The 25,399-nt window shown below is 69.5% G+C and carries 23 protein-coding genes and 2 pseudogenes; 16 read left to right on the forward strand and 9 right to left on the reverse strand.

What is annotated here, in order from left to right:
* Positions 1-100: 100 nt before the first annotated feature.
* The 3 genes and pseudogenes from BLT82_RS24600 to BLT82_RS37605 all read left to right on the forward strand — a co-directional run.
* A complete protein-coding gene (locus tag BLT82_RS24600) occupies positions 101-1,189 on the forward strand; it encodes an ABC transporter permease (RefSeq protein ID WP_093658484.1) in 1,089 nt (362 codons plus the stop codon).
* Complete coding sequence (locus BLT82_RS24605) at positions 1,186-1,914, forward strand: ABC transporter ATP-binding protein (protein WP_093658486.1); 729 nt, start codon at positions 1,186-1,188, stop codon at positions 1,912-1,914. The genes BLT82_RS24600 and BLT82_RS24605 overlap by 4 nt, the downstream gene beginning before the upstream one ends.
* Before the next feature lie 301 nt (positions 1,915-2,215).
* Positions 2,216-2,323 (forward strand): annotated as a pseudogene (locus BLT82_RS37605) (IS5/IS1182 family transposase); the annotation flags it as partial.
* Between the two features lie 104 nt (positions 2,324-2,427).
* On the opposite strand, the gene BLT82_RS24615 reads toward BLT82_RS37605, so the two are convergent.
* Entirely contained in the window at positions 2,428-2,826 is a 399-nt protein-coding gene (locus BLT82_RS24615; protein ID WP_093658490.1) for a cupin domain-containing protein, read from the reverse strand.
* A 188-nt stretch (positions 2,827-3,014) separates the two neighbouring features.
* Positions 3,015-3,419: pseudogene (locus BLT82_RS38095) on the reverse strand (four-helix bundle copper-binding protein); the annotation flags it as partial.
* Positions 3,420-4,194: 775 nt separating this feature from the next.
* Between BLT82_RS38095 and BLT82_RS24625 the strand changes: the two are divergent.
* Positions 4,195-5,367: a glutathione-independent formaldehyde dehydrogenase gene (locus BLT82_RS24625; RefSeq protein WP_093658492.1), complete on the forward strand. Its 1,173-nt coding sequence runs from the start codon at positions 4,195-4,197 to the stop codon at positions 5,365-5,367.
* 255 nt (positions 5,368-5,622) lie between these two features.
* Here the strand turns inward: BLT82_RS24625 and BLT82_RS37250 are convergent, their stop codons facing one another.
* Complete coding sequence (locus BLT82_RS37250; RefSeq protein WP_093658494.1) at positions 5,623-5,910, reverse strand: hypothetical protein; 288 nt, start codon at positions 5,908-5,910, stop codon at positions 5,623-5,625.
* Positions 5,911-6,098: 188 nt separating this feature from the next.
* Here BLT82_RS37250 and BLT82_RS24635 point away from each other — a divergent pair, with 188 nt between their 5' ends.
* Positions 6,099-6,953 (forward strand): universal stress protein, encoded by an 855-nt coding sequence (locus tag BLT82_RS24635; protein WP_244292117.1) that lies wholly within the window; start codon positions 6,099-6,101, stop codon positions 6,951-6,953.
* 52 nt (positions 6,954-7,005) lie between these two features.
* Positions 7,006-7,686 carry a hypothetical protein gene (locus tag BLT82_RS24640; RefSeq protein ID WP_244292118.1) on the forward strand — a complete coding sequence of 227 codons (681 nt, stop codon included), beginning with the start codon at positions 7,006-7,008 and terminating at the stop codon, positions 7,684-7,686.
* Between the two features lie 82 nt (positions 7,687-7,768).
* Here the strand turns inward: BLT82_RS24640 and BLT82_RS24645 are convergent, their stop codons facing one another.
* Entirely contained in the window at positions 7,769-8,278 is a 510-nt protein-coding gene (locus BLT82_RS24645; protein WP_093658498.1) for a MarR family winged helix-turn-helix transcriptional regulator, read from the reverse strand.
* 9 nt (positions 8,279-8,287) lie between these two features.
* Positions 8,288-9,409, reverse strand: coding sequence for a PP2C family protein-serine/threonine phosphatase (locus BLT82_RS24650; protein ID WP_093658500.1), 1,122 nt, complete (start codon positions 9,407-9,409; stop codon positions 8,288-8,290).
* A 174-nt stretch (positions 9,410-9,583) separates the two neighbouring features.
* On the opposite strand from BLT82_RS24650, the gene BLT82_RS24655 reads away from it, so the two are divergent.
* A complete protein-coding gene (locus BLT82_RS24655) occupies positions 9,584-10,126 on the forward strand; it encodes a nitroreductase family deazaflavin-dependent oxidoreductase (RefSeq protein WP_244292119.1) in 543 nt (180 codons plus the stop codon).
* A gap of 383 nt (positions 10,127-10,509) precedes the next feature.
* Here the strand turns inward: BLT82_RS24655 and BLT82_RS24660 are convergent, their stop codons facing one another.
* Positions 10,510-11,682: a PucR family transcriptional regulator gene (locus BLT82_RS24660; RefSeq protein ID WP_093658504.1), complete on the reverse strand. Its 1,173-nt coding sequence runs from the start codon at positions 11,680-11,682 to the stop codon at positions 10,510-10,512.
* 234 nt (positions 11,683-11,916) lie between these two features.
* Between BLT82_RS24660 and BLT82_RS37255 the strand changes: the two genes are divergently transcribed.
* The 3 genes from BLT82_RS37255 to BLT82_RS24670 are packed head-to-tail and all read left to right on the forward strand — an operon-like array spanning position 11,917 to position 13,069.
* On the forward strand, positions 11,917-12,066 hold the full coding sequence (locus tag BLT82_RS37255; protein WP_167746074.1) for a hypothetical protein: 150 nt from the start codon (positions 11,917-11,919) through the stop codon (positions 12,064-12,066).
* Positions 12,063-12,629: a PRC-barrel domain-containing protein gene (locus tag BLT82_RS24665; protein WP_093658506.1), complete on the forward strand. Its 567-nt coding sequence runs from the start codon at positions 12,063-12,065 to the stop codon at positions 12,627-12,629. Before BLT82_RS37255 ends, BLT82_RS24665 begins: the two co-directional genes overlap by 4 nt.
* Positions 12,630-12,658: 29 nt before the next feature.
* Positions 12,659-13,069 (forward strand): PRC-barrel domain containing protein, encoded by a 411-nt coding sequence (locus tag BLT82_RS24670; RefSeq protein WP_244292120.1) that lies wholly within the window; start codon positions 12,659-12,661, stop codon positions 13,067-13,069.
* A gap of 206 nt (positions 13,070-13,275) precedes the next feature.
* Here BLT82_RS24670 and BLT82_RS24675 read toward each other — a convergent pair whose 3' ends face one another.
* Both BLT82_RS24675 and BLT82_RS24680 read right to left on the reverse strand, forming a co-directional pair.
* Entirely contained in the window at positions 13,276-15,123 is a 1,848-nt protein-coding gene (locus BLT82_RS24675) for a glycoside hydrolase family 15 protein (RefSeq protein WP_093658510.1), read from the reverse strand.
* A 130-nt stretch (positions 15,124-15,253) separates the two neighbouring features.
* Positions 15,254-16,102 carry a YhjD/YihY/BrkB family envelope integrity protein gene (locus tag BLT82_RS24680; RefSeq protein WP_093658512.1) on the reverse strand — a complete coding sequence of 283 codons (849 nt, stop codon included), beginning with the start codon at positions 16,100-16,102 and terminating at the stop codon, positions 15,254-15,256.
* 455 nt (positions 16,103-16,557) lie between these two features.
* Between BLT82_RS24680 and BLT82_RS24685 the strand changes: the two genes are divergently transcribed.
* The 5 genes from BLT82_RS24685 (at position 16,558) to BLT82_RS24710 (ending at position 22,146) form a co-directional block, all read left to right on the forward strand.
* Complete coding sequence (locus tag BLT82_RS24685) at positions 16,558-17,307, forward strand: DUF4142 domain-containing protein (RefSeq protein ID WP_167746075.1); 750 nt, start codon at positions 16,558-16,560, stop codon at positions 17,305-17,307.
* Positions 17,308-18,200: 893 nt separating this feature from the next.
* Positions 18,201-19,466 (forward strand): cation:proton antiporter, encoded by a 1,266-nt coding sequence (locus BLT82_RS24690; protein ID WP_093658516.1) that lies wholly within the window; start codon positions 18,201-18,203, stop codon positions 19,464-19,466.
* A 371-nt stretch (positions 19,467-19,837) separates the two neighbouring features.
* Complete coding sequence (locus tag BLT82_RS24695) at positions 19,838-20,038, forward strand: hypothetical protein (RefSeq protein WP_093658518.1); 201 nt, start codon at positions 19,838-19,840, stop codon at positions 20,036-20,038.
* Entirely contained in the window at positions 20,035-20,331 is a 297-nt protein-coding gene (locus BLT82_RS24700) for a hypothetical protein (RefSeq protein WP_093658520.1), read from the forward strand. The genes BLT82_RS24695 and BLT82_RS24700 overlap by 4 nt, the downstream gene beginning before the upstream one ends.
* A gap of 753 nt (positions 20,332-21,084) precedes the next feature.
* Complete coding sequence (locus BLT82_RS24710) at positions 21,085-22,146, forward strand: PucR family transcriptional regulator (RefSeq protein ID WP_093658524.1); 1,062 nt, start codon at positions 21,085-21,087, stop codon at positions 22,144-22,146.
* Between the two features lie 274 nt (positions 22,147-22,420).
* Here the strand turns inward: BLT82_RS24710 and BLT82_RS24715 are convergent, their stop codons facing one another.
* Positions 22,421-22,801, reverse strand: coding sequence for an STAS domain-containing protein (locus BLT82_RS24715; RefSeq protein WP_093658526.1), 381 nt, complete (start codon positions 22,799-22,801; stop codon positions 22,421-22,423).
* A 1,004-nt stretch (positions 22,802-23,805) separates the two neighbouring features.
* Here BLT82_RS24715 and BLT82_RS24720 point away from each other — a divergent pair.
* Positions 23,806-25,341 carry an alanine/glycine:cation symporter family protein gene (locus BLT82_RS24720; RefSeq protein WP_093658528.1) on the forward strand — a complete coding sequence of 512 codons (1,536 nt, stop codon included), beginning with the start codon at positions 23,806-23,808 and terminating at the stop codon, positions 25,339-25,341.
* Positions 25,342-25,399 lie beyond the last annotated feature (58 nt).

Below are 25,399 nucleotides of genomic sequence, written 5' to 3' on the forward strand. Positions count from 1 at the left end.
CGGTCCACCAAGTGCCCTCATGCGCCAGAGGCGCGAACGGGGGCCGACGGCGACGGTGGAGCCATACCGCTTCCACCGCCGGAAAGGACAGGCCAAGGCCGTGTTCGTCGCCTGGAGAGACCTGAGATTCGCCAAGGGGCGCTTCGCTCTGATGGGGACCGTCATCGTGCTGATCACCCTGCTGGTCGGACTGCTGTCCGGGCTGACGGCCGGACTGGGCCAGCAGAACATCTCCGCGATCACGTCCCTGCCCGCCGACAGGATCGCCTTCCAGGCTCCCGGCGGCGGCCAAGACCTGTCGTACTCCAACTCCACCGTCACGGAGGCGCAGTGGCGGAAGTGGTCCAAGGCGCCCGGCGTCGAAAGCGCCGAGCCGCTGGGAATCACCACGACCAAGGCCACCGCGGGAGACAAGAGCACCGGCGTCTCGGCCTTCGGCGTCGAACCCGGCTCCCGCCTCGCCCCGACCAGTAACAAGATCACCGGCAGTGCTGTGGTGCTGTCCACCGCGGCCGCCGAGGGCCTCGGTGTACAGGCAGGCGACTCCCTCACCCTGGCGGGCCAGGAACTGAAGGTTGCCGCCGTTGAGGGCGACGCCCACTTCAGCCACGCCCCGGTGATCTGGACCAGCCTGGACACCTGGCGGAAGGCCGCGCCGCCCGCCGGCAGCGGGCCGGGCAGGACCGCGACCGTCATCGCCCTGAACACCAGGTCCCAGGCCGATACGGCAGCCACCGACCACCAAGTCGGCACGAAGACGGTTCTCACCGACGACTCGCTGTCCGCGATCGGCTCCTACACCTCCGAAAACGGCTCCCTGCAGCTGATGCGTGGCTTCCTGTTCGCCATTTCCGCGCTGGTCATCGGAGCCTTCTTCACCGTCTGGACCATCCAGCGCAGCGGCGACGTCGCCGTCCTCAAGGCCCTGGGCGCCTCCACCGCGGGCCTCCTCAAGGACGCCCTCGGACAGGCCGTCGTCCTGCTCGCGGTAGGCACCCTGATCGGCACCGGCATCGCCGCCGCCCTCGGCGCACTCGTGTCCGGCTCCGCCGTGCCCTTCCTCCTCACTCCCGCCACGGTCCTGATCCCGGCCGCCGTGATCATCCTCCTCGGCGCGCTCGGAGCCGCCCTGTCCATCCGCCGCATCACCTCCGTCGACCCGCTGACCGCCCTGGGGAGCGCCCGATGAGCCTGAACCTGACCGACATCACCCTCACCTACCCCGACGGCGACACCCGCCTGACCGCCCTCGACCAGGTCAGCCTGAAGGCGCCCCAGGGCAGCCTGACCGCCGTGGTGGGCCCTTCCGGCTCCGGCAAATCCAGCCTCCTCGCAGTCGCCGCCACCCTGATCACCCCCGACACCGGCACCGTCACCATCGACGATCAGACCACCACCGGCCTGAGCCGCGGCGAGCTCACCGAACTGCGCCGCCACAAGATCGGTATCGTCTTCCAGCAGCCCAACCTGCTGCCCTCCCTCACCGGCGCCGAACAACTCCAGGTGATGGCTCGGATCGACGGCCGCAAACCCCGCACCGCCCACACCCGCGCGATGGAACTCCTCGACGCCGTCGGCCTCGCCGACCAGGCTGGCCGCCGCCCCCACCAGCTCTCCGGCGGCCAGCGCCAGCGCATCAACATCGCCCGCGCCCTGATGAACGACCCCACCGTCCTCCTCGTCGACGAACCCACCAGCGCCCTCGACCACGAACGTGGCGCCGCCATCCTCGACCTCATCACCCGCCTCACCCACCAGCGGGCCACCGCAACCGTGCTCGTCACCCACGACCCGGCCCACCTCACCGCAGTCGACCAGATCGCCGAAGTCCACGACGGACGCCTGAGCCTCCAGGCCGCGAACCGCCACTACGCGCGATCCTCGCGTACAAGCCACGCACCCGAGTCGGAGTGAACCGTTCCGTTGAGCACGGTGCATAGCGGCTCGACGCCGCCGAAGCGGTCCCGGTGCTCGTCGATGAGTCTCACGAGCGCAGATGTGGCCCCCCCCCCCCCCCCCCGCGGTCACCGAGGTGCGGGCCGACGGCGGCCACCCGACCAGCGCCTTCCAGCACGGAGCCTGCCTGGGAATCGACGTCGAGGTCGTCCAGCGGCCGCGACGAAGGGGGTTCGAGCCGTTGCGCCGCTGGTCGAGCCGTTACCGCCGATACCCGGGCCGAAGCTGAAGCCGGGCAGGCCTCGGGTGCCGGACGGGCACCCGGCTCATACCCCTGCTGGAGAAGATCCCGCCCGTCGCCGGCCCGGCCGGACGGCCGCGCAAGCGGCCCGACAGCCTGCTCGGCGACCGCGGCTACGATCACGACAAGGCGCCTGCCGTGTGACCGAAGGAGTTGACGGTCCGTCGGCTGCCCCCTCCTCTCCTTCGACGCGAGATGCGAGGGACGCCATCCGGCATGGGCGCAGCAGATCAGCCCGCGGCGGGACGCGGGGCGCGCAGGTGCGCCCGCTCCTTCAGCTCCTCCTCTTCGACCAACGTGAGCATCGGCTGACCCGGCGCGCACAGCATGGTCACCAGGAACTTGGTCGGCGCGTCCGTCAGGGCGTTGCCGTCCTGGTAGTGGATCACGTCACCACCCGGCTCCCAGAACGTTCCACCGGCCTCGACAACCCGCTCCGGCTCGCCCTCGAGCTCGAACCGGAGCGCGCCCTCCATCACGTAGCCGAACGCCGGACCCGAGTGGCGGTGCGGAGGGAGCCCGGGGTGACCGGGAGGCCAGTCGACGAGGATGGTCATTCCCGACCCGCCTTCGGGAAAGAAGGGCGGCGTCACTTCCTGCAGCAACTTGACTTCGGGCGGCAGCGACATCTCGCGCCCCTCGGCCGGGTCCGCTTGCGACGGGTTCTGCTCTGACACTGTGATGCACCTCCAGCTCTGCACAAAGGGGAAGTGTTACCCGCCGTCTCATGAGGCGGTGTCCGGATGTCTCTCGTTCGGCGGACCGCGACCCCTGATGACCAAGGCACGCTGATTCCGTGACAGATGGCGCCGTCTCGGAGTGGATCGTTGCACGCCGTCTCGCAGGAGCGGCGGGCCCCGGAGCACGGGCGGCAGTGCTCCGTGCGCGTGTAGCGGCCGCATTCGCCGCTGCACGCCTCACATGGGTGGCACACGTCTGCAGGATGGCGCGGGTGATGTCGGCGTCGTGGCCGGCGTGGCGGGACAGGACCGACGCCGCGGCATGGCAGATGTCGGCGCAGTCCATGCTGGTGCGGATGCACTTGACCAGCTCGGCCGGCATGTCCTCCGACAGGCAGGCATCGGCACACGCGGTACACGCTTGGGCGCAGGCGATACGTTCCTCGATGCATCTGGTGAGCCTTCTCTCGGTCAACGCGACCGGGGTCGGCCGGGTAGGTGGCGAGCATCTCCTTCACCCACGTCACGGGTAGCGCCTCCATTGGTGCCGGCGGCCGGCAGGCACAGATCGTCACACCTCCTGGATCTCGGGCCCTTGTCTCATTCTCAATCGGCTCACGGGGCCTCGCACGGGCAGGGCGTGCTTCGCCGACGTCCGGAAGTGAGGGGGCGAGATGAGCGCCGCTCGTCCTCGCCCGTGACGTGCACTGAGCCCGCTCGCCGTGCCGCGGCCGGGCACGGCTGTCGAACGCCCGACCAGCCGGAACAGAGGAACCGGTGGTGGCCGTCCTGGGAGTCGCAGCCGTCCATCCTCCAGCCGGACCGCTCGGCGTGGAGGTGCCCGGCCTGCTGCTCCACCGGTGGTGGCGGTTCGCGCTGATCATGCCGATGACGTGCTGCCCGGGTGACCAACCAAACCGGGGCCTTCGGATTCCGGGCGATCAAGGTCGGCGGGAACCCAGTGCTCGCGCAGATCATCCGGCTTGGTGCAGCAGGCGTAGGCATCCCGGGCCGCCGCCGGCAGGTGCCGACCTGGCTGCGAGCTGGTTCGTGCCGGTGGTGGTGTTCATCGCCGTGGCCTTCCTCGTGGAGCGTGCCCCGGCGCTGCCCATCGGGCCGGTGGCCCGCCGTTGCGGTTCTGGCCGTCGCCTGCCCGTGCGCGCGTGGGAGTGCGAGCAGCAGGCCGCCGACAGGGGGATCCGGTGGTCCCGCTCGGAGCAAAGGGCGAGGACCGGGGAACACTCGAGGCAGATGTATCCAACGTGCCGCTGGAGTCGGTGCGGCCGAGCCCTGTGGTCTTCCCAGACAAGGAGCCTCATGAAGGCTGTGGTGTTCGACGGAACCCGAGCGGTGTCCGTGCAGGATGTGCAGGACCCGGAAATCGAGCAACCCACCGACGTGATCGTCCGGGTGACCTCCAGCGCCCTGTGCGGAACCGACCTCCACATGTACGACGGTCGCACCGGAGCCCAGCCCGGACTCGTGCTCGGGCACGAGCCGCTGGGAGTGGTGGAGCAGGCCGGGCCAGCCGTCAGCGCGGTCTCGGTCGGCGATCGGGTCGTAGTCCCCACCCATCTGTACTGCGGCACCTGTCTCCACTGCTCACGTGGTCTGAGCGCCGCGTGCAGCCGGGTCCGCCCCGGCGGCTTCGGCGCCGCGTACGGGTACGCCGGAATGGGACCGTACCGCGGCGCTCAGGCGGAGCTGCTCAGGGTTCCGTTCGCCGACGCGAACTGTGTGCCCCTGCCCGGTGAACCCGGAGACGCGAACGAGGACGCGTTCGTGATGCTGGCCGACGCCTTCGTCACCGGCTGGCACGCAACGGAACTCGCTGGTGTGCGCCCTGGATCCGTCGTGGCTGTGTTCGGCGCCGGCACGATCGGGCTGCTCGCCGCCCACTCCGCCGTGCTACGGGGAGCGGCGCAGGTGTTCGTGGTGGACCGGATCCCGGAGCGGCTGGAGGTGGCACGATCGTATGGTGCGGTGCCCATCGACTTCCGTGATGGTGACCCAGTGGAGCAGATCCGCGCCCGGCGTCGTGCTGACCGGCTGCCACCCGGTGAGGACGGCATGGACGGCGTCGACTGCGGGATCGACGCGGTCGGCTTCCAGGCCATCGACCGCTCCGACTCAGCCCACGAGAATCCCCGCCAGGTCATCGAGGACCTGACGGCGCTGGTGAATCCGACGGGACGAATCGGCATCGCCGGGGTGTACGCGGCAAGGGACCACGCTCCAGCGCCGGCCGGCCACGAGGACGGCTCCCTTCGGGTCCCCTGGGCGGCCCTGTTCGACAAGGGCATCCATGTCGGTTTCGGCCGGACGCACGACCGCCGATACACGGCCCTGCTGCGCGACCTCATCCTCACAGGCAGAGCCGAGCCCCAGCGGGTGGTGAGCCATCGCGCCAAGCTCGACGAGGCGCCCGCGTTCTACCGGGACTTCGACCGAAGGGCGAACGGCATCATCAAGGTCGTGATGAAACCGTGAGAGTCGGCCTGTCCGGGATGGTGCAGCGGATGCCGTGCGCGGCTGGGCGGGCGCAGTCCTCGCCGGAGGCGTACGCCCGTGGGCGCACTCGCCCGGTCGCGTGCGCGACCTGACCAGCCCGGCCGGACTCGAACCGCGGAGGCGCCGCGCTTGTCAGCGCCCTACGAAGGCTCAGGGAGACGCAGAACACGCCGAACGCCTTCCGAGACGCGGCTGCTGTGCGCGTGCTCGACCATCCGGACGAAGACGCGCCGTTCATGCGATTCCCCCACGACCGAAATGGTCGGTGCGACCGACGGTGTGCGGGTCCGCCGACGGCACTTGGCAGGTCCCCGCGGGGTAGCACGGGAAGCGTGTACGCCAGTGCACCGTCAACCTCTGCTCCGTGTTGAAGAACAGTTCCTGGCGCCGCACGTCGGCCAAGGGGAGGCCGAGCTGACGGCGCATGCCCTGCCAGGCGATGTACTGGACGACCGTGATGGACCCGATGGTCCGCCCGTGAGGGCGGTGCGACTGGTCGTTCTCCTTGGTGATGGCGACCAACTGGCCCGCCAGGTGACCCGGCCATCGCCACGAAGCTGCGCATCGGTTGCCGGTGAACGCCCGTTCCCCTGTGATGGAAGCGCGAGGCGGAACGGGACACGTATCAAGGCCTGATCTCCGCTGGCGCCCTTCGAGCGGCCGGGAGAGGAGTCGACGTGCATGATCACCACACGGCCGGACCGGTGGTGGTGGGTGCGGTCGAGGCACAGGAGCAGGTGGTGCTCCGCGCGGCAGAGGAGGCAGCACGCGCCAGTACGGGGCTTCGCATCATGCACGCCGTCGCATGGCCGTTGCCTTCCGGGACTACCGACGCCGGTACGGACGGCGCAACGCATGCGGACCGTGCGGAGCGTGTCATCACCCGTTTCACCGAAGCGGTGCACCGCAGGTTCCCGGATTTGGCGGTCGAGCCGGACATCGTCTCCGGCTCACCGGTGCCGGCACTCATCGAGCGGTCGGTCGCAGCTCCATTGATCGTCGTGGGGCATCGTGGGAAGGGGGGATTCCCGCGCCTGCCCCTTGGATCCGTGAGCCTGCAGGTGGCCACCCACTCACACTGTCCGGTCCTCGTGGTGAGGCCCCGCGGGCGCGCCGAGCCGCGCGTCAGCCGGGTGGTGGTCGGCGTCGATGTCGATGACATGCAGCCGCACGTGATGGAGTTCGCCCTGCACGCGGCCGCCGCCCGTGACGCCTCGCTCGAAGTCGTTCACGGCTCCACTCGGCCCGACATCCTCGGCACCGGCCCCACCGGCCCCCTGCTCGTCGGCCATGAGAAGAGACCGAGTGCGGCGCAGGACCTGCTGGAAGAGAGGCTCGCACCCTACCGGTCCCGCCGCGCCGACCTGGAGATCCGCGCGCGTGTCGAACTGGGCCGACCGGCGGGCCTTCTGGTGGATTCCTCACGGGATGCGGCACTGCTGATTGTGGGCACCCATGGCCGGACCGGCCTGCGGAGACTGATGCTCGGCTCGGTGAGCGGTGAGGTGCTGCACACCGCCGCATGTCCGGTCGTCGTGGTGCCCCCGCCCGAGACCGAGGAGTGATGCGCCCGGGGTCGGTGTCCGCACCGGCACTCTCCTTTGCATAATGCAAGTCATGGAGAGCGGGAGACGTCGAGCAAGGTCACAGCACAGCTACTCGATCAGCGCGGCACTGTGGGGGGCCGCCCACTACCGCGGCCGACCTCCCAACTGGCTGGTGACGGAAGGCATGGCCGTTGGGGTCGTGAGTGCGGCAGCCATCGCCGGGCCGGGGGTCGCGGGAACCCTCCTCGGCTCGACGGTGTTGCAGACGGGCGAGGCGGGGATGGTGGTCGCGCTGGGACTGGTGATCTTTCTCCTCTGCCTGCGGGCCGGCAGAGCCTTCCTGGGCCCGATCGCCGTCCTCGGCGTGTGCTGGGCGGTCGCCGCGCCCAAGGCCACGAACGACGTACTCCTGCGCTGGGGCGGCGAGGTCAGCAGCGTCGTCGTGACGTCCGTGGTACCCGAGAAGGGCGAGACCACGGAGCGGCACTACTGCTCGGTGCAACACCTCGACGGCACGCCGGTCTCCGGGCGCATCTGGCGAGGATGCACGGCGACGACGGTACCGGGCGACCGGATCGGGCTCGTCCACGACCCTCATGGCAGAGTGCCCCCGCGTGGGATAACTGCTTCCGGTCACGACGGGAAACCGCTGGCCGAATCGCTGGGCATCGGCCTGGCGCTCGCGACGCTCAGCACCGTCGCGGTGGTCCGCTCCTACCACCTGGGCCCCACGACTCACGCGCCGTCCTGATGAGGGCACGTCGTACGAGGTTCACCCCCACCCCGCCCGGGGGGGGCGTCCGTCGGCACCGGCCCGGGCCGGCTTCGCAGATCTAGCGGTCTGCCCAGCCCAGGGGATACGTCGCGCTGTCCGAGGCCGGCACCGTGGGCTCACCGCCCGCTTCGTTGAAGGCGGTGAGCGCGTCGATCAGCGCGGCTCGCTGGGCCGGCGCCATGCGCTGCACGATTCTCTCGATCTGCCTCCGGCGTCTGCTGGTGACGTCATCGACAAGTGCGCGGCCCTCTGCTGTGAGCCGCAGCACCGTTTCCCGGCGGTTGGCCGGGTTCGTCCGGCGATCCGCGAGACCGGAGGCGATCAGCCGGTCGATCATGCGCATGGCTGTGGAGGGGTTGACGCCGAGGCGCTCGGCCAGCACGACGAGCTTCGCCGGTCCGTGCATGGACAACACGACCAGCAGCCGGAACTGAGGCAGCGTCACCCGGTCCTCGACCGCCGCCAGTGAATGGGCCGAAACGGCCACGAGCAGCCTGGACGCCGTCAGTACCGCGCGCGTCACCGCATCGACGTCGTCGACGTGCTGCACTTGCCCTCTGTCGGTCATGGCCCCTTTCTACCCTCTGCGGCCCGCGCGCCGGAGCTCACCCGGTGGTCGACGGTCTCCGGTGCCGCTCACGTCGGCCTCGTGGTAGCGGATCAGCAGCATGGCGGCGTCGTCGTGGAGCGGCCTCTGGGCGTGCTGGACCAGATCGGCGCGCAGCGCCTGGAGAGCGGAGTCGGAGTCGGGGTCCTTCAGGAGCCCACCCCTGTCCTCCAGGGGATAGAAGCGCCCCGCTCCGTCGCGGGCCTCCGAGACGCCGTCCGTATACAGCAGGATCTGGTCCCCCGGCACGAAGCGCTCCGAGTGGGACTCGGGCCGGGTGCCCGCGTGTATCCCGAGGCCGAGCGGCAGAGCGGGGAGCGGCGGCTCGGCGAGGCGCACCCGTCCGTCCGGCCTCACGATCATGGGTGCGGGATGCCCGTAGTTGAGCAGTGTCACCGTCCCGTCGTTCCCGACTTCCGCCAGCACGGCCGTCACGAACTTCTCACCTTGGAGTTCCCTGTCCGCCACCCGCTCCAGCCGGGCGCCGACGCCGGTCAGATCCGCCTCGTCATGGGCGGCTTCCCGAAAGGCGCCCAGGACCAGGGCCGCCGTCTCGACCGCCGCCAGCCCTTTGCCCTGGACGTCCCCCACGATCACGCGCACGCCGGCGGAAGACGCCACCACCTCGTACAGATCGCCGCCGATGCGCGCCTCGGCGACGGCCGAGGTGTAGGAAACCGCCACGCGCAGATGCCCGGCGCTGCGCGGCACCGGCCTCAGCAGCACGCGTTGTGCGACTTCCGCGATCGAACGGACACTGGCCAGTTCGGCTTCCCTCCGTTGCCGCATCACCGCTGCGACAAGCCCCGCCACGGTCACGCCGGCCACGGATGCCAGGGCCGTCCAGCCCCGGCGGCCGGTGAACAGACCGTCGTAGAGCCCGAGCCCGAGGCACAGGAGCATCGCCAGCCCGCCGATGACGGCGGTGCGCCGCCAGCCGCCGACCAGCCCGGCGAAGGCCGGGCCCAGGGATACGAGGGGAAGGAAACCCACCGAGGGGCCCGCCGTGACATCGACGACAGTGACGACGACCATGACGCCGTAGGGCAGGACGGACAGCACCGATGAGCGCTGCGGTGTCATTTCGGGCATGGCTGACCCCGCGGTGTGTGAGGCGGTGCGATCGGCTCCGAGCGGGCGTCCGGCACCACCACGGACCGCCGCTTGATTTAGCCTATGCAAAACTTACCCTCCCGAAGCATTTTGGGAGAGTCTCGTTACAAAACCGACAGCGGCAAGGCGGCAGCCGGAACCGGAGGGTGCCTCGTGGACCGTTCCAACCCCCCATCACAGCGACCTGCACCGCCAACCGGCTGGAAGCGGCTGGTCGCCCGGCTCCCCGTACACCTGTTCAGGATCGGGTTGGGCCCCCTCTTCGGCCGGAGGCTCCTTCTGCTGATTCACACGGGAAGGCTGAGCGGAACCTCGCGCACCGTCGTCCTCGAGGTCGTGGAGCACACGCGGGCGCCCCACTCCTGGACCGTGGCCTCCGGCTACGGCCCTACGGCCCAGTGGTACCGAAACCTCCAGCACACCCCACAGGCCACCATCCAGCTCGGCAGGCGATACCACGCCGTGAACGCGGTGTTTCTGCCTGCCGAGACCGGTGCTGCGATCATGGCCCGCTATGCAGCAACCCATCCCCGCACGGCCGCTCGACTGTGCGGGCACCTGGGGCTCCCCACCGACGGGACGGACGCCGGTTACCGCCGCGCGGGGGAGTTGATCCCGTTCGTGCGACTGGATTGCGACCCCGCCTGCCATCGCCCACGGGCAGCAGGCCGGAGGACGGGCAAACCGACCACCTGATGACCGAGGGCGGACGTGCACTCCCCCGCCGGCACCCTGCCGGGCCGACAGCAGACATAGCCGCACAGACCGCGGGAAAAGGGTGCCATGCCTTGGTACGAGCGCGAATCGACCATTCGCCCGCGCGAGGCTGCTGGATCGATCCATTGCATCATGCAATTCTTCTGGATGGCAGCTTTCTCCGAGGCGCGGAAGGCCCGCGCGTGAGGCGCGGCGGGTGTCCAGCTGTGACGCTCGAAGGAAGCCGCCGCCCGGCTCCGGACACGCTCTCCGGCCCCTCCCAAGCGAGCAGGAGGAGATCCGGAGCCGGGCTCAGGCCAGACGACCCGCGAGTGCAGAGGTGCCCGACTGGTCGGACCATGCTCCGGCTCCGGCGCAGGAACTCAGTCCGCGGACTGCAGGGGCGACTCCGGCCAGCCCAGTAGGCGTGCTCCCAGCACCGCGGTCTGCAGGACGTACCGCTGATCAGGATCGGTCGGGTCGTACCCGGTGAGCTGACGGATGCGGGCGATGCGGTAGCCGACGGTGCGAACGCCAATTCCCATTCTTCGCGCCGTGCTCGTGTTCCGGCAGCCCGTGGCGAAGTAGGCGGTGAGGGTGTCCAGCAGCACGTCTGCGCCACCTCGGGCCTGAGCGAGGCCCCCGAGAACGGTGATCACAAGATCTGAGATCGCCGCGCGATCCCGACCCAGCACCTGAAAGACCAGGAGGTCGGACGCGTTCACCACGGGAGCGTCGAAGCCCAGCTGAGTGGCGGTGTCGAGTGCCCTGCACGCCTCCTGGTACGAGCGGACGATGCCGCTGGGACCCGTCCGAGGTCTGCTCACGGCGACCCGGCACGGCTCCGCGACCGATTCCCCGGCCTGAGCCGCGAAAAGTTGAGGCACCTGCGCCACCGCTCCCGAGGCCACGCAGACGAGCAGTCCGTCCTTGGTGGTGATCAGCACCTGCTCCACCCCGAAACGGCTGGTCAGCCCGTCCTCGACATAACGTGTCGATGCCGCGCCAGCTTCGAAGGGAGTCCGCGTACGCGCGACGGCCACTCTGTGCGGCCCGACCAGACGGAGACCGAACCGCTCGGCCCGCTCGGCCAGCCGCCCCAACGGTGTACGCCCCTCGAGCAGATCGTCGACGAACTCGCGCCGGCCCGCCTCCTCCCTGCGGATGGCTGCCCGGTGCGCGGTCTCGTAGCCCTCACTCAACGCCACGGCCGCGTCGCCGAGCACACCCAGAACCGCGGCTGCTCCGTCGCGGATCTCGGACGGATCGCCTTCCTGACCCGAGCCCGCACTGCCGGCCCAAACGCGGTGGGCGCAAGGGAAGAAGTCGGCGAGCACGATGTGCAGCGGAGTGCCACGGTCGGCCGCAGCGGCCCCCAGGGCTCGCAGGTCCTGGACGTTCGCGTCGGTCAGTCTTCGCGCGCCGCAAATCTCGGCAAGCAGCCCCTGATGTTCTCCCGACGCGTCGCCGCGGGCGCCGTCCCGAGCACTCGCCGGTGTCGAGCCAGTCGCTCGCTCCGCGGAAGGGGAGCCGCGGGGCTCCTCATCCATCGCCATACGGACATTTTGCCGAAAGGCGGCAACATACACAGGTGCAATACGGCCGCCCATGTCGCACACCCGCAGATGGTCGACAGAGCAGCAGGGTAGGCCCTCGATGACGGGAGCCCCAAGGGCCGCCCCGGGCTCGACGGGCGACGGACCACTCGCCGGCCGGGTCGGTACGGAAGCAGACAGCGGCGCTTCGGCAACAGACCGCGCGCCGGGTCCTCGCGACAGGAGGTGCTCCTCATGGACTGGTGGATCTGGGTTGTCATCGGGCTCGCCGTTCTGGCCGCGGTGGCGTCCTCGGTGGTCGCGGTTCAGGCGCGCCGCCGTAGCGGCGACGTCATCGCCGGCGGCACCCGGCCGCGCGGTGGCAGGAAAGGCAGGCAGACATGAGCACGTATCTGCGCGCGCGCGAGATCCGCGAGGAGCCGGTGGTCACGCTCGCAGGCGAGGACATCGCCCAGGTCAAGGACATCGTCTTCGACCCCATGCGAGGCACCCTCACCTGCTTCACTCTCAGTGGTCGCGGACTCCTCGCAGGTCCGCTCAAACGCGCACTGCTGTGGAAGAAGGTGCACGCACTCGGCCCGGACGCGGTGATGGTCCGGGACGGTAAGGCCTTGGAGGAGGACGACCAGGCTGCGCGGGAGTCCATCGACGCGCCGGGCGGCGGCCACGTCATAGGCGCCCGCATGATGACCGAGGACGGCACCGTCCTCGGCACGATCACCGACGTCATCATCGAGACCGGCAAGGCCCCCCAAGTGATCGGATACGAAGTCGTTTCGACCGCGCAGACGGGACGAACGCTCTTCCTTCCGGTCATCAAGCCCAGTTCCGTGTCGGAGGAGATGGTGGTTGTACCGGCCTGCACGGCCGATTTCTCGGCCGGAGACGTCGTCGGCCTGCCAGCCGCCGCCGAGGGCCTTCGTCGCCGGCTCGAACAGGAGACATGATGCTGCTCAGTAGCGCTCAAGGACGTGCGGTGGTCGCCGTCTCGACCGCTGAGCAACTCGGGACCATCACCGCTGTCACGCTCGCGCCCTCACCCCCGCACATCTCGGCCGTCCGTCTCAAGACCCGTGGCCGCCACGGTCACGTCATGGCCTGGAGCAACGTGCACTCCTTCGGCAAGGACGCCTTGACCGTCCGGTCGGTGGAGGCGCTGAAACCCGAGAACGAACTCGGCTCCGACGAGGAGGCCCACAGGAGTCACGACCCTCTCGGCAAGCCCGTCCTCGTCGAGACCGGCGAATGCGTGGGAACCATCGAGGACCTCGACTTCGACGAAACGGATGGACGGATCCGTGCGCTGTTTACCGCTGAAGGAGAAATTCCTGGCGACCGGCTCATAGGTGTCGGTAGCTACGCCGTCATCGTCCAGCGGCCCGAATGACCGGTACGGGATCCCCGATCACCGGCGCGACCGCTCCGCACATCCGAGTACCGCTTCACGCGTCCCGTTCCGGGTCGCCTCGCGGGTCCCGGCCGTCAACTCGCCTCCGTCGCCCACAGGCGACCTGGTCCTTGCAGAGCCTCCGTCGGTCCGGCCCTCTGCAACGCCACACGCACGGGCACCTCCCCGCCTACGATGAACCACCGTCACTGGCGCGACCACGTCCGCGTGGACAGGTCGGGCCGTACGCCGCGCTGCGCACGGCCGAGTACGACGGCCGTGGCCAGCAGGCCGACATGGCTGATCGCCTGCGGGAAGTTGCCGAGGAACGAACCGTCGGACGGGTCGATCTGCTCGGGCAGGAGTCCCAGGGGGCTGGCGTAGGAGCAGAGCCGGTCGAAGAGTTCCGTCGCCTCGTCGATGCGCCCCTGTCCGGCCAGATTGTCGGCCATCCAGAAACTGCACAGGAGGAACGCTCCTTCGGGTTCGTCGATGCCGTCCGGTGAGGCCCGGGGGAGGTAGCGGTGGAGCAGACCGCCACCTGCGCCGAGGCGGTCCGCCACCGCCCGGGTGGTGGCGACCATGCGGGGATGGTCGGCGGGTACGACCCGTCGGAGCGGAAGGGCGAGCAGGGAAGCGTCCAAACCGCCGCCGCCCAGGTGCTCGGTGAGGGCTCCCTCCTCCTCGTCCCAGGCCTCGTCTAGGACCCGCGCTGCGAGACGCTGCGCATCCCGGTTCCAGCCCTCCGTGTCGCCGGGCAGATGAAGCATGCGGGACAGGCGTGCCGCCCGGTCGAGGGCCACCTGGCACATGGCGGCCGAGTACGTGAACGGTCGACCCTGCGTGCGTACCTCCCAGATGCCGTGGTCCGGGCGGTTCCACGCGGTGCGGGCCTCATCGGCGAGGCGTCGGAGCTGTCGCCACAGGCCGGGGTCGAGCACTCCCCCTGTCGCCGCCCACTGGAACGCGCAGTCGAGGATCTCGCCGTACACGTCGTGCTGCACCTGGCGAGCCGCGGCGTTGCCCCAGCGCACCGGAGCGGATCCGCGATAGCCCTCCAGTGCCGCGTCCTCGATTTCATGGGGCGGGGCATGTCCGTCGAGGTCGTAGAGGACGAGAGGACGCCCGCTGTCATGGGAGGCCCTCAGTGCCCAGCTCAGGAAGCCTTCGGCCTCCATCGGCAGTCCGATGCGCCGGAGGGCGAAGACCGCGTAGGCGGTGTCCCGGATCCACGCGTAGCGGTAGTCCCAGTTCCGCGTGCCGTGCATGCGTTCCGGAAGGGAGGACGTGGGTGCGGCGATGAGAGCACCGTTCTCCACATGGTCCAGCAACTTGAGGGTGATCGCGGAGCGCAGTACGAGATCGGGGCGGGGGACGTCCCGCACCACGTGAGCGGCCCATCGCCTCCAGACCCGCGTGGTGGCGTCCAGGCCCGTTGCAGGCCGGTCGAGACACTCGGTGCCGCGGCGGGCCCCGTCGCCCCAGGTCAGGGAGACGGTCAGGTCTTCTCCCGGCCCGAGGGTGATCGTGCCCTCCGCACCCGGCACGGGCCGGGAGAACCGGACGTACACGGGAGGCCGTCCCGGACCGCGGAGGACCCACGAGCTCCCGTCCGGGCATACCTCGTCGCCCCAGCGGGGGCTCAGGCGAAAACGGAGCTCGACGCTGCCGTGCACCACGCGCACGTGTCGCAGAAGCTCCTCTTGGTCGGCCCTCGCGTCCTCCTCCAGACGCGCGTCCGGCGCGAGCAGGAAGGCATCGGTGATCTCGACCTCCCCATCCGGACCGCGCATGTCCGTGACAAGCACGCCGGTGCCGGGCACGTATCTCTGGCGGCTCTCGGTCACCCGGGCGGGCGCGATCAGCAGTTCTCCACCTCTCCGGTGGTCGAGCAGGGAGGCGAATAGGGGCACCGAGTCGAAACGCGGGACGCACATGAAACTCACCGCTCCGTCCCTGCCGACCAGGGCGCACGTCCGGCCGTCGCCGACGAGCCCGTGATCGGCTATCGGCAGATAGCCCTGGACACGCGTCAAAGGTCGCCACTCGCCCATGTAAAGCGCCTACCCGGAATGCGCCGGCCGATCGTGGGGTCGACCCGCTGGGGGTTGTTCAGATCTCAGCCCGGTCAAGAGCGCGGGGCGCCACGTCCGTGGCTGCACGGACATCTGCCACGGCCGCCTGTCAGCCGTGCCGACGCCGTGTCCTCGGCCATCCCTCCTCGTACAGAACCCTACCCACGAACGCGCCTCCGTAGAGGACGAAGCCCACGCCGACGAACCAGGTCTGGACGACCAGGATCGTCCCGACGATGCCGTACGCGACGGCGCTCGCCACGATCAAGGGAGAGAAGACGAGGTGGGAGAGGAGACGAAGGCCGAGCAGGCCGACGGTGCTTGCGAGGGCGCCCGGCAGGAGCGCCTTCCACCCCGTCCGGCCACCGAGAAGGATTTTCTGCGAGGCCCACAGGACCATGAGCGTAATCAGAACGGCACCCGCAGTCCCCTGGAATGTGGTGATGACGCTCTCACTGCGCAGAGGTGTGTTCGTGAACAAGAGCACGTACCCGACGAGCAGACAGAGCCACAGGACGTGAAGCGCCAGTACGCGGGCGTGGGAACTGGCGCTTCGGGCCGGTTCCAGGTCCCACACCTTCTCGTAGCCGGTCTGTACCGCGGCCGCGAAGGTGACGCCGAAGAGCGCAAGAGCAGCCAGGCTGAAGCTCGTCGTCGCCCGCAGGACTCGGCGCGGCGGGGCGAACAGCTGCTGGATCTCGAGCTCAGCCGCCGCCGACGTGCTCAGGGCCCTGCTGAGCCAGTGCGCGAAACCGGCTGCCTGAGGCGGGTCTGCCGCTGCGAGGACGATCATCAGGGGTACCACGGTCAGGAAGCACATCGCCGCGAACCCGAGGGAGCGGTTCATCAACTCCAGGTCACTGCCCCCCTCCCCCGTCCCGCCCGTCATGGAGTTACGGAGCCGTCGGCCGAGCCGTCGGGGCAGGGGTGCGTCTTCGCAGCCTCCGGAGGAATCCATGCGACTCGACTACCACGGTCGGATCGCGTGCCGTTGGATCGACGCGGCGGCTTCCGGCAGCAGGAACAGCGCTGTTGAGGTCCTCGCCTCCGCCCGTCGGCTTGCGGTGCACGTGCCGCCTCGTCAACGTGGATCGAGAGCTGTCCTCCTGCCCAGCACCATCCGCATACAGCGCATGGTACTGCTCCCCCGATGTCACGACCGGGTCCCGTCCGCAGCGCAACGGTTCGTGCTCGTCGTCCGGAAATCGTCTCCGCCCGCCGTTGCCGTGCGGCGACGCGCACGAAGCCGACGGGAGAAGTGGTGACTGCCGGACAGGGCCGTTCGCGGACATTCCCACGCCGGTGAACGCTGCAGCAGCCTGGTCCGTACTGCTCTCTGCGAGCCGTGCCAGCCGCCGTACAGCTTCCGGGCGACATCGACGAACACGAACTCCATGCCGACCGGGAGGCATCATGCGTTCCAACCGACGCGCCGCGGAATCCAAAGTCCCCAGGACCATCGCAGTGATCGTGGCCGTGTGCGCGGTCATCGCCACCGTGCTGATCGTCACACGGGGAGGCGACGACGAGGCCTCAGCCTCACCGACGCCCGCAGGCGCCGCGGCACGCGGCGGCTCCGAACAGTCCGGCGCCGCGGGGTACGGGCACTCGTCCGGCGTCCCCCACGGGACGGGTGCGCAGGAGGATGCGGCGGCTGACGACCCGTCCGGGCAGACCGGGTCCCAGCCGGTGACCGAGGTGGACAAGACGTTCCTGGTCAAGGTGCGGCAGGCCGGCCTGTGGGAGATCCCTGCAGGCCGGCTGGCCCAGACGAACGCCTCCAGCGAAGCGGTCAAGCGCGCCGGCCTGCACCTCATGGACGGCCACAGCAAGCTCGACCAACTCGTACGCGAGGACGCCAAGATCCTGGGCGTCGCGATTCCCGACGAGGCCACGGCCGAACAGCAGGGCTGGGTCAAGCAGATGGAGAATGCCCGGGGAGCCGAGTTCGACCGCCTCTTCGCGAACCTGCTGCGCTCCTCCCACGGAAAGATCTTCGCCACCATCGGTGAAGTCCGGGCCGCCACCCAGAACGATCTCATCCGCCGTCATGCGCGGCAGGCCAACCAGACCGTACTGGATCACCTCGAGGTCCTTGAGGACACCGGGCTGGTCGACCGTGCCACTTTCACCGACGTGGAGACGGCCGTCACCCCTCAGTAGGCCGGCGGCGGACCACCCGCCGGGCGAGGCTGCTGGATCATTCCATGGCACCGTGCAATTCTTCGGGGACGGCGGCGGCCCGTACCGAGGCATGACACCCCCTGCGAGGCGTGGTGGGATTCCGGCTGCGCCGCGGGGGAACGCGCCGCCCCGCCGGCTCCGGACGGGCACTCCGGCTCCTCCCAGGCCAGGGAAGCGCAGTCCGGAGCCGGACTCGCTCAGCGCCCGCCCTGCGAACGAACGCCCGGCGGGGCGCCGGCTACTGCCCCGTGGACACGAACAGCGCCGGATATGTCCCCCGCCCGGACCGATACGGCGCAGCTGCCGACTGCCCGCACCTGGAACTCTCTTTTGCAGTGTGCAACGATGAGGGCGAGGAGGGCCCAGCGGCGACGGGGCCCATGCCGGGAAGCTGGGGCGCTGGCACGGTGACACAGTTCATTCCGGCGCCCGGCCGCGGCTGGCAGCCCTCCTCGCCAAATGGACGACGCCTCTGACGGGCGCCGTCCCCGGCCGGCTCCAGGTGCCTCGGCCATGCTCCGAGGTCTCATCACCGCCACCGGTGTCGGTGCGCCGCCCTCGCCCGGACCGCAACTCGCCGCAGGTAGACAGGACGACGCGCGCCGACGTCGTCCGGGGCGCCCCAACTGCCCGGGCCCTCCCCCCACCACCGGCCAGGACCTGCCCGCGTTGCCCGGCGCGCCCAGGCCCGTCCACGACACTCTGTGAGGCATGTGGTCGGGCTCTGACGACCGTGCGACCGGCAGGAATAGGGTCGCTCCCCATGGGCACCCGCGCCGCGAGCCCGCCGGTCGGAACCAGGCCGACCACCGGGCCAGGGCGTGCCTGCCGCATCACCAAGAGCAAGCCGTCCTTCTGCGAGGATCGTGGGGATGACGTTGTCCGATGCCGTGTATGCCGCCTTGGGAGCAGGGGCTCTGGCTGCGGCTGTGCTGCCGCGGCTGGTGTTCCGTCGTCCCTTGTCCATGCCGATGGTGTTCTTGGCGGCTGGGGTGGCGGTTGCGCTCCTGCCGCTCCCGCTACCGGTGGTGGATCCCGTCGAGGACCGCTTGTGGGTGGAGCACGCGACCGAAGCGTGTGTGGTCATCTCGCTGATGGGTGCGGGTCTGGCACTCAACCGGCCTTTCGGCTTGCACCGTTGGGCTGGAACGTGGCGACTGCTGGGCGCGGCGATGCCACTGACCATGGCAGCGACCACTGCGCTGGCCATCGCTCTGCCGGGCTGGCCGCCGGCCATCGCCCTTCTTGCGGCTGCGGTACTCGCTCCCACCGATCCGGTCCTCGCGGCAGAGGTACGGGTGGGAGAGCCGGCCGATTCCGAGCAGGACGATGACGAAGTGCGCTTCACCCTGACCTCGGAGGCAGGGCTGAACGACGGTCTGGCCTTCCCCTTCGTCCTAGCCGCCGTGGCCATGGCGGCCGTGCCGGGTGCCGGCTGGTCCACGGACTGGTTCGTCGACTGGTTCCTCATCGACCTGCTCGCCAAAGTGGCGATCGGTGTCGCTGCGGGGCTGGTGACCGGCCGCCTGCTGGGCTGGATGTTCTTCCGCGCCAAGCCCTCCGCCGTCCGGCTCTCCGAACATCTGGAAGGCTTCGTGGCCCTGGGAACGACGTTCCTCTCCTACGGCGTCACCGAGCTTGCGCACGGCTACGGCTTCCTCGCCGTGTTCGTCACCGCCTGTTCCATCCGAGCAGCCGAACGCACCCACGGCTATCACAAGGTCCTGCACGAGTTCACCGAGCAGATCGAACGCCTGCTGACCGCGTTCCTCCTCTTCCTTCTCGGCAGTTACCTCGCCGACGGCGGCCTGAAAGCTCTCACTTGGCCCGCCGCCCTGGTCGGTCTCTTGCTCATTCTGGCCGTCCGCCCGACCACCGCGTGGATCTCGCAGACCGGCCGGGCACTCCCATCCCGCGAAAGAATCGTCATTTCCGCGTTCGGCATCCGCGGCATCGGTTCCCTCTTCTACCTGGCCTACGCCCTCGGGCACACGGACAAGTTCGCCGACCACACTCACCAGCTGTGGTCTCTCGTCGCCTTCACCGTCCTGCTCTCGGTCATCCTGCACGGAGCCTCGGCAGCCCCGACCATCAACCGTCTCGACCGGCTCCGCACCACATCGACCCAGCGCTCCTGAAACGTGCACGCCAGGCCCACGACGCGCGCCGGCACGGGCTCGAAACGACCAGGTAGAAGCCTCAGCAGCCGCGCCCCGGAGATACCGACCGCACCCCACCCCCGCGGTCCGGCACTCGGGGCGCGGGCGACCTCATGCTCCGTGCGACGCCGCCCGATTGTGGCCGTAACCCCCTCGCAACGGTGACCGCGAGCCCGAGCCACGCAACCTCGGCGGCGGGGGTCCGGGCGCCCGACACGGCCGCCCCCGACGCCCGCCGCTTCCACCTCCGCCGCGGCCGCCGGGGAACGTCCGTCGGAGCACACTCCGACCTCATCGTCCACCGCCGTACACTCACCCATGACCACCCACCAGCCAGCACAGGGAGCAGCGTGTTCGGACGACGCATCGGAGCGGTCCTGGCCGCCGTCGGGACCGCATTGTCTCTGGCCGGCGCAGGGATGTACGTCCTACCCGGGCCCGGCCTCCCCGTGCTTGCCATCGGCCTCGCCTCGCTCATCACGGGACTCATCGTGATCGCCGCCACCCGCCGCAACTGCCACCAGTCCCCCACCGGAGCCAGGCCCTCATGACCTGGCACTGGATCGGCCTGACCTTCTTCTCCATCACCCTGCTCCCCGCTGGGCTGGCGATGGCCACCGGCCACGTGCCGAAGCGTCTGCGCCCGCGGCTCGCCCCGACGCCACCGCGCGGCTGGGCCGTCCTCGCGCTGTACGCCGCCGCGCCTCTCAACTCGCTCCCCCGCCTTGCCGGCGCCTCACCGACAATCATCTTGGTCGCTACCGCCACCGCGGGCATCGTCGCCACAGCCGGATGCGCGGTCGCGGCCATCGCCTCGCACCGCACAGCAAGCGCTGCGTCATGACGAGGGCACGGTCCTGGGGGCGCACGATCGGATCAGTCAGCCTCTGGTGGACAGCGCTCACGCTCATCCTCTGGCTGCTGAGCCGCACCGTCGGTCAGCCCACGGACCTTCTCCGCTGCTCCGCCTCCGCAGCGCTGCTGGTCACGGTAGGGGAGATCGGAGACTGGCTACGCCGACGATGGCACGCATACCGCACCGCCAGGCGCCGCCAACCTCCAGTCGCCCGGTCTTCCACACCCCAACCGTGACCGCGCCGGTGCAGCACCTCGAACGCACACCGGTCTCCGGGCCTGTACGGCCGACGCTCGTCGAGCTCCCCGCCTGCGGCTGACTCAGGACCTCGGCGTAGGGCCCAGCCCGGGGCGGCGTTGGTTCTCCGGTCCGGTCGACCAGGCGCAGCGCAGGTTGCCGGTCACTGGCAATGTCGGTCGCAGCGCGGAGGCAGCCCCACGACGAGCGGATGGAGCAGGCGCTGGCAGGCTGCCGACGAAGGCGGGCGAAGGAGGGCCGTGCGGCTCAACCGACACCCCAGCGACGAGACCCACCCTCCGTGTCGACAGCCGGTCAGAGAAGCCCTGGCCCCTCGCCCCGGCCGTGATGAGTGCCCGAAAGTCACCCAACCTTGCCGAGATTGCCGTCCACCGGCAATGATTACGTATCCTTGATGCCGGTCCGAGTAGGCCGCGGCGTACTGCTTCCTTCGATCTCCGCGTGTCAGGAATCGCCACGGACGCACCGAGGAACGGAAGAGGCATGACCGAGCCGGAAACGCCAGAGAAGTACCTGAAGGGGTACACCCAGGCCCTGACGAGTGCCTGCGCCACCGGCAGGCGGCTCACCCGCGACGAACTGGATTCGCTGCGGGGCCAGGGAGAACGGGCGGCGGAGACGGGCATCGGCCTGCGTGCTCTGATCCGGGCCCACCTCGCCGCCGCGCAGGCCGTACGCCGCACACTGGCGCCCGCTGCGGCCGACCACCTGCTCGCCGCCGTCGAGCAGGCCGTGGACGCCTTCGCAGAGGGGCATGAGCGAGCACAACGCCTCGCGGTACGCCAGGAAGAGGCGGCGCGCCGGGAGTTCATCGACGACCTCCTCTACGGGCGGAGCGACCTGGGCCGTCTCGCCGAACGCGCCGAACGGTTCGGACTCCTGCTCTCCCGGGCCCACGCGGTCGCCGTGGCGCAGGGCGGCAGTCCGTACGACGACGGTCACCGCGTCACCCGTAGGGTTGAGGCCGCCCTGGTCAGCCGCTTCGGAGACCGTCGCATCCTGCTCACCACCAAGGACGGCCGGCTCATCTGCATCGCGCCGGGCGATCAGTCCGACGTTCTCAACTTCTTCGCCAAGCAGGCCTACGCGGCCACGGGCGGCGGTCGGGTTGCTCTCGGTCGCCCCCACCCAGGTGCGGGAGGAGTCGTCCACTCCTACGAAGAGGCCCTCAACGCCCTCGACCTGGCCGACCGCATGGGTCTGGACGAACCCGTTCTGCATGCGTCGGATCTCCTGGTCTACCCGGTGCTGACCCGCGACCGGCAGGCCATGGCCGACCTCGTACACACGGTCCTCGGCCCTCTCAAGGGAGCTCGAGGTGGAGCCCGGCCGCTGATCGAGACGCTCATCACCTACTTCGACACGGGCTGCGTCTCCGCCGAGGCCGCTCGGCGGCTCTCGCTGAGCGTGCGGGCGCTGACCTACCGACTCGAACGGATCCACAAGCTCACCGGCGCGGACCCGGCAGACCCCGTTCATCGCTACACGCTCCAAACGGCCGTCATCGGAGCCCGGCTGCTCGACTGGCCGAACAAGGAAGTCTGAAAGACCCGAGGCGCAGGCGCCGCCGAGTGGCGAGGTGCCGCCCGCAACGTTGCGCCGACCTCGTCCGGTCGGCCACCCGGGTTGCGGGAACCACGTGGACGCAGGGCACAGGCACGGGGCAGAGCTCTGCGGCCGGGGGCAGTTGACGGGTGCCTTCGCCTCGTGCTGCCGAGAGGTCTTCGGGCTGCTGTTCAACAAGCTTGGCATCCGGCACAGGGGCCCCTGACACGGCGGCTTCGGCACGCGCCTCGGGGATCGCCGCCGGACGGTCGGCTCAGGGGTACGAGCCGGTGTCCGCGTCGCCTCCGCAAGGGCGTGCCGTGTCGTGCCAGCCGGCATCGCGCAGTTTCCTGTTCACCTGTGGAGACCCGTTGACCAGAACCAGTCGAGTGCCCTGGCCCCGCGCGCGGTGTGCGGCCAGGAGGAAGGCGACGGCGCCGTCCTGGTTCACGTCCGTAACGTCGAGCAGGTCGATTTCCAGCTCCTCCGGCCGGTCACGCAGTGCACCCATCAGTTGGCTCGTCGCCTGCTGGACGTTGCGCAGGTCGATCAAGCCGTGAAGGTGCACGCGGTCGACCGGCTCGTTGGCGGGCGCATTGCGGAGCGAGCCGAACCACCGGCTCCAGGATCGCGAAGAGCTCCGGCATCGAGGCATGGGATGGCTCCGTGGGTGGAGAAACGTGCCCGACCGGGTCCCGCCGCCCTTTCACTGCGGGAGGCGCACCCGGGTCGGCTGAAAGGGTGATCCGGCACCCGACCCGTCACGGCGGTCTCGAGGCCCTCGTGGGCTTCGCCCTCCTGACCGCCACGGTCTGATCCTGCAGATCGCCGTACTCGTCGGGAGGGCCTTCCGTCGATCTGCTGCGGTACGCCGAGTCCTACTTCCACGAGGGGCATGCCCTAACCTCCCTCGCCGCGAGCATCCGGTACACCGCCGCTCCGGCGGAGCGCGGCCGTGGCGCTCAGTACACGGAGGTGCGGTTCTCAGCCGCTCTCCCCGCCCCGCTCGAGGACTTCGCTGCGGTTCTCGACCAGCGCTGAGCACAGCGCAAGGACCCACGACATCTTCCGGGTCTATGTGGAGGATCACGGCAGAAGCGACCTTTGAACCTCCGAATGCCGAAGTGTGACAGCCACACCACGCGACCGTCACTGCCCGGATACGGCAGCCTGACCGATCGAAACTCTGCCGGGTTCCGGAATTCCTCGCTCAACACACGCCCGTTTCCCGTGCTCAGAGCGCCACCCACGAACCACGCAGCAGCGACGTCGCAGCTCACAGCGCCTGAAGCGAAGGCGCGATCCCGAGCGCGACCACGTTCGGGTTACGGCCGATGACGTTCGGTATGCGGATGGGGAGCTCCGGATAACGTTCTAGTCACGCTCGCTGGCCATTTTCGCGGTTACTCATCGTTATGTGATTCACCTCACCCAAAGATTCGCAAAGGCCGTGTTAGAACTGCGCAACTCCGCAACTCGGCCTTGCGTCGATGCGGAGCGCGTCGGCACCCGTCGGCGCGGCACGACCAGGGCGCTCAGGTTCGAGTCCGCGAACCGAGGCGCCCCGGGTCGCCGATCGGACAACGGCGTTCGCTCCAAGACCGCACACCATCCGGCGCAACGTCCCGTGCGCCGGTCCTGCGCCACGAGGTAGCCACAGTGTCACTCGACTCCATGACCGAATCCGTCGACAAGGCAGTCAGCGGGTTCTTCGAACCCATCGCCGGCTGGCTCGGAGACGTCGTCTTCTACTCCGTACCGGTCGCCGGGACGGAACTCCCCCTGATCGTCGCCTGGCTCGTCGTCGCCGGACTGGTCTTCTCCACCTGGTTCGGCCTGGTCCAGATACGCAAGTTCCGACTCGCCGTCGACGTGGTGCGCGGGAAGTACGACGAGAAGGGGTCGGCCGGTGAGGTCAACCACTTCCAGGCCCTGACCGCGGCCGTCTCCGGCACCGTCGGCCTCGGCAACATCGCCGGTGTCGCCGTCGCCGTCTCCATCGGTGGTCCCGGCGCGACCTTCTGGATGATCCTCTGCGGTCTGCTGGGCATGGCCACGAAGTTCGTCGAGGTCACCCTCGGTGTGAAGTACCGCGAGGTCCACCCCGACGGCACCGTCTCCGGCGGCCCGATGCACTACCTCCCCAAGGGCCTGGCCGACCGCTTCGGCAAGAACGGCAAGAGCCTCGGCAAGGTGCTCGCCGTCCTGGCCTCCTTCATGATCCTGTTCTTCGGCCTCTTCGGCGGCAACCTCTTCCAGGTCAACCAGAGCTACGCGCAGCTCGTCTCCGTCGCCGGCGGCGAGAACGGCGCTCTCGGCTCCTCCGCCGGCGCTCTCTTCTTCGGCATCCTCATCGCGGCCCTCGTCGGAATCGTGCTCCTCGGCGGCATCCGCTCCATCGCCAACGTCACCAGCAGGCTGGTCCCCGCCATGGCGGGCATCTACATCGCCGCCTGTCTGGTCGTCATCCTCGTGAACGTCACGGCCGTACCCGACGCGGTCGTCACGATCGTCGAGGGCGCGTTCAACCCCGAGGGCGTCGCCGGAGGTGTCCTCGGCGCACTGATCATCGGTTTCAAGCGCGCCGCGTTCTCCAACGAGGCCGGTCTCGGCTCGGCCCCGATCGCGCACTCCGCGGTGAAGACCAAGCACCCCGCGAGCGAGGGCCTGGTCGCCCTGCTGGAGCCCTTCATCGACACCGTCATCATCTGCACCATGACGGCCCTCACCATCGTGATCGCCAACCCGGCGAGCTGGGCCGAAGCGCGTGCGGGTGAGTCGATCGGCGGCGTCACCATCACCTCGGACGCCTTCGGCACCGTGCTGCCCTGGTTCCCGTACATCCTCACCATCGCGGTGCTGCTCTTCGCCATCTCGACGGTGCTGACCTGGGGCTACTACTGCCTCAAGGCCTGGACGCACCTCTTCGGGCGCAGCAAGGCCAGCGAGATCACCTTCAAGGTGCTCTACACGCTGTTCGCCGTCGCCGGCTCCCTGCTCACGCTGCAGACGCTGATCGACATGGCCGACGCGGTCCTCTTCATGCTGGCGGTCATCAACATCATCGGCCTCTACCTGCTCGCACCGATCGTCAAGCGGGAACTGAACTCCTTCATGGAGTTCGTCCGCGCCCGCAAGGCCGGCGAGACGGACGACGCCGACGACGACCAGGAGCCGGTGAAGACCACCGTCTGACCCCTCGCGGCCAGGCTCCTCGGGGGCCGCATGCGCTCGCGCCTTGCGCATGCGGCCC

The organism is Streptomyces wuyuanensis, assembly GCF_900103455.1.
GTDB classification, from domain to species: Bacteria; Actinomycetota; Actinomycetes; order Streptomycetales; family Streptomycetaceae; genus Streptomyces; species Streptomyces wuyuanensis.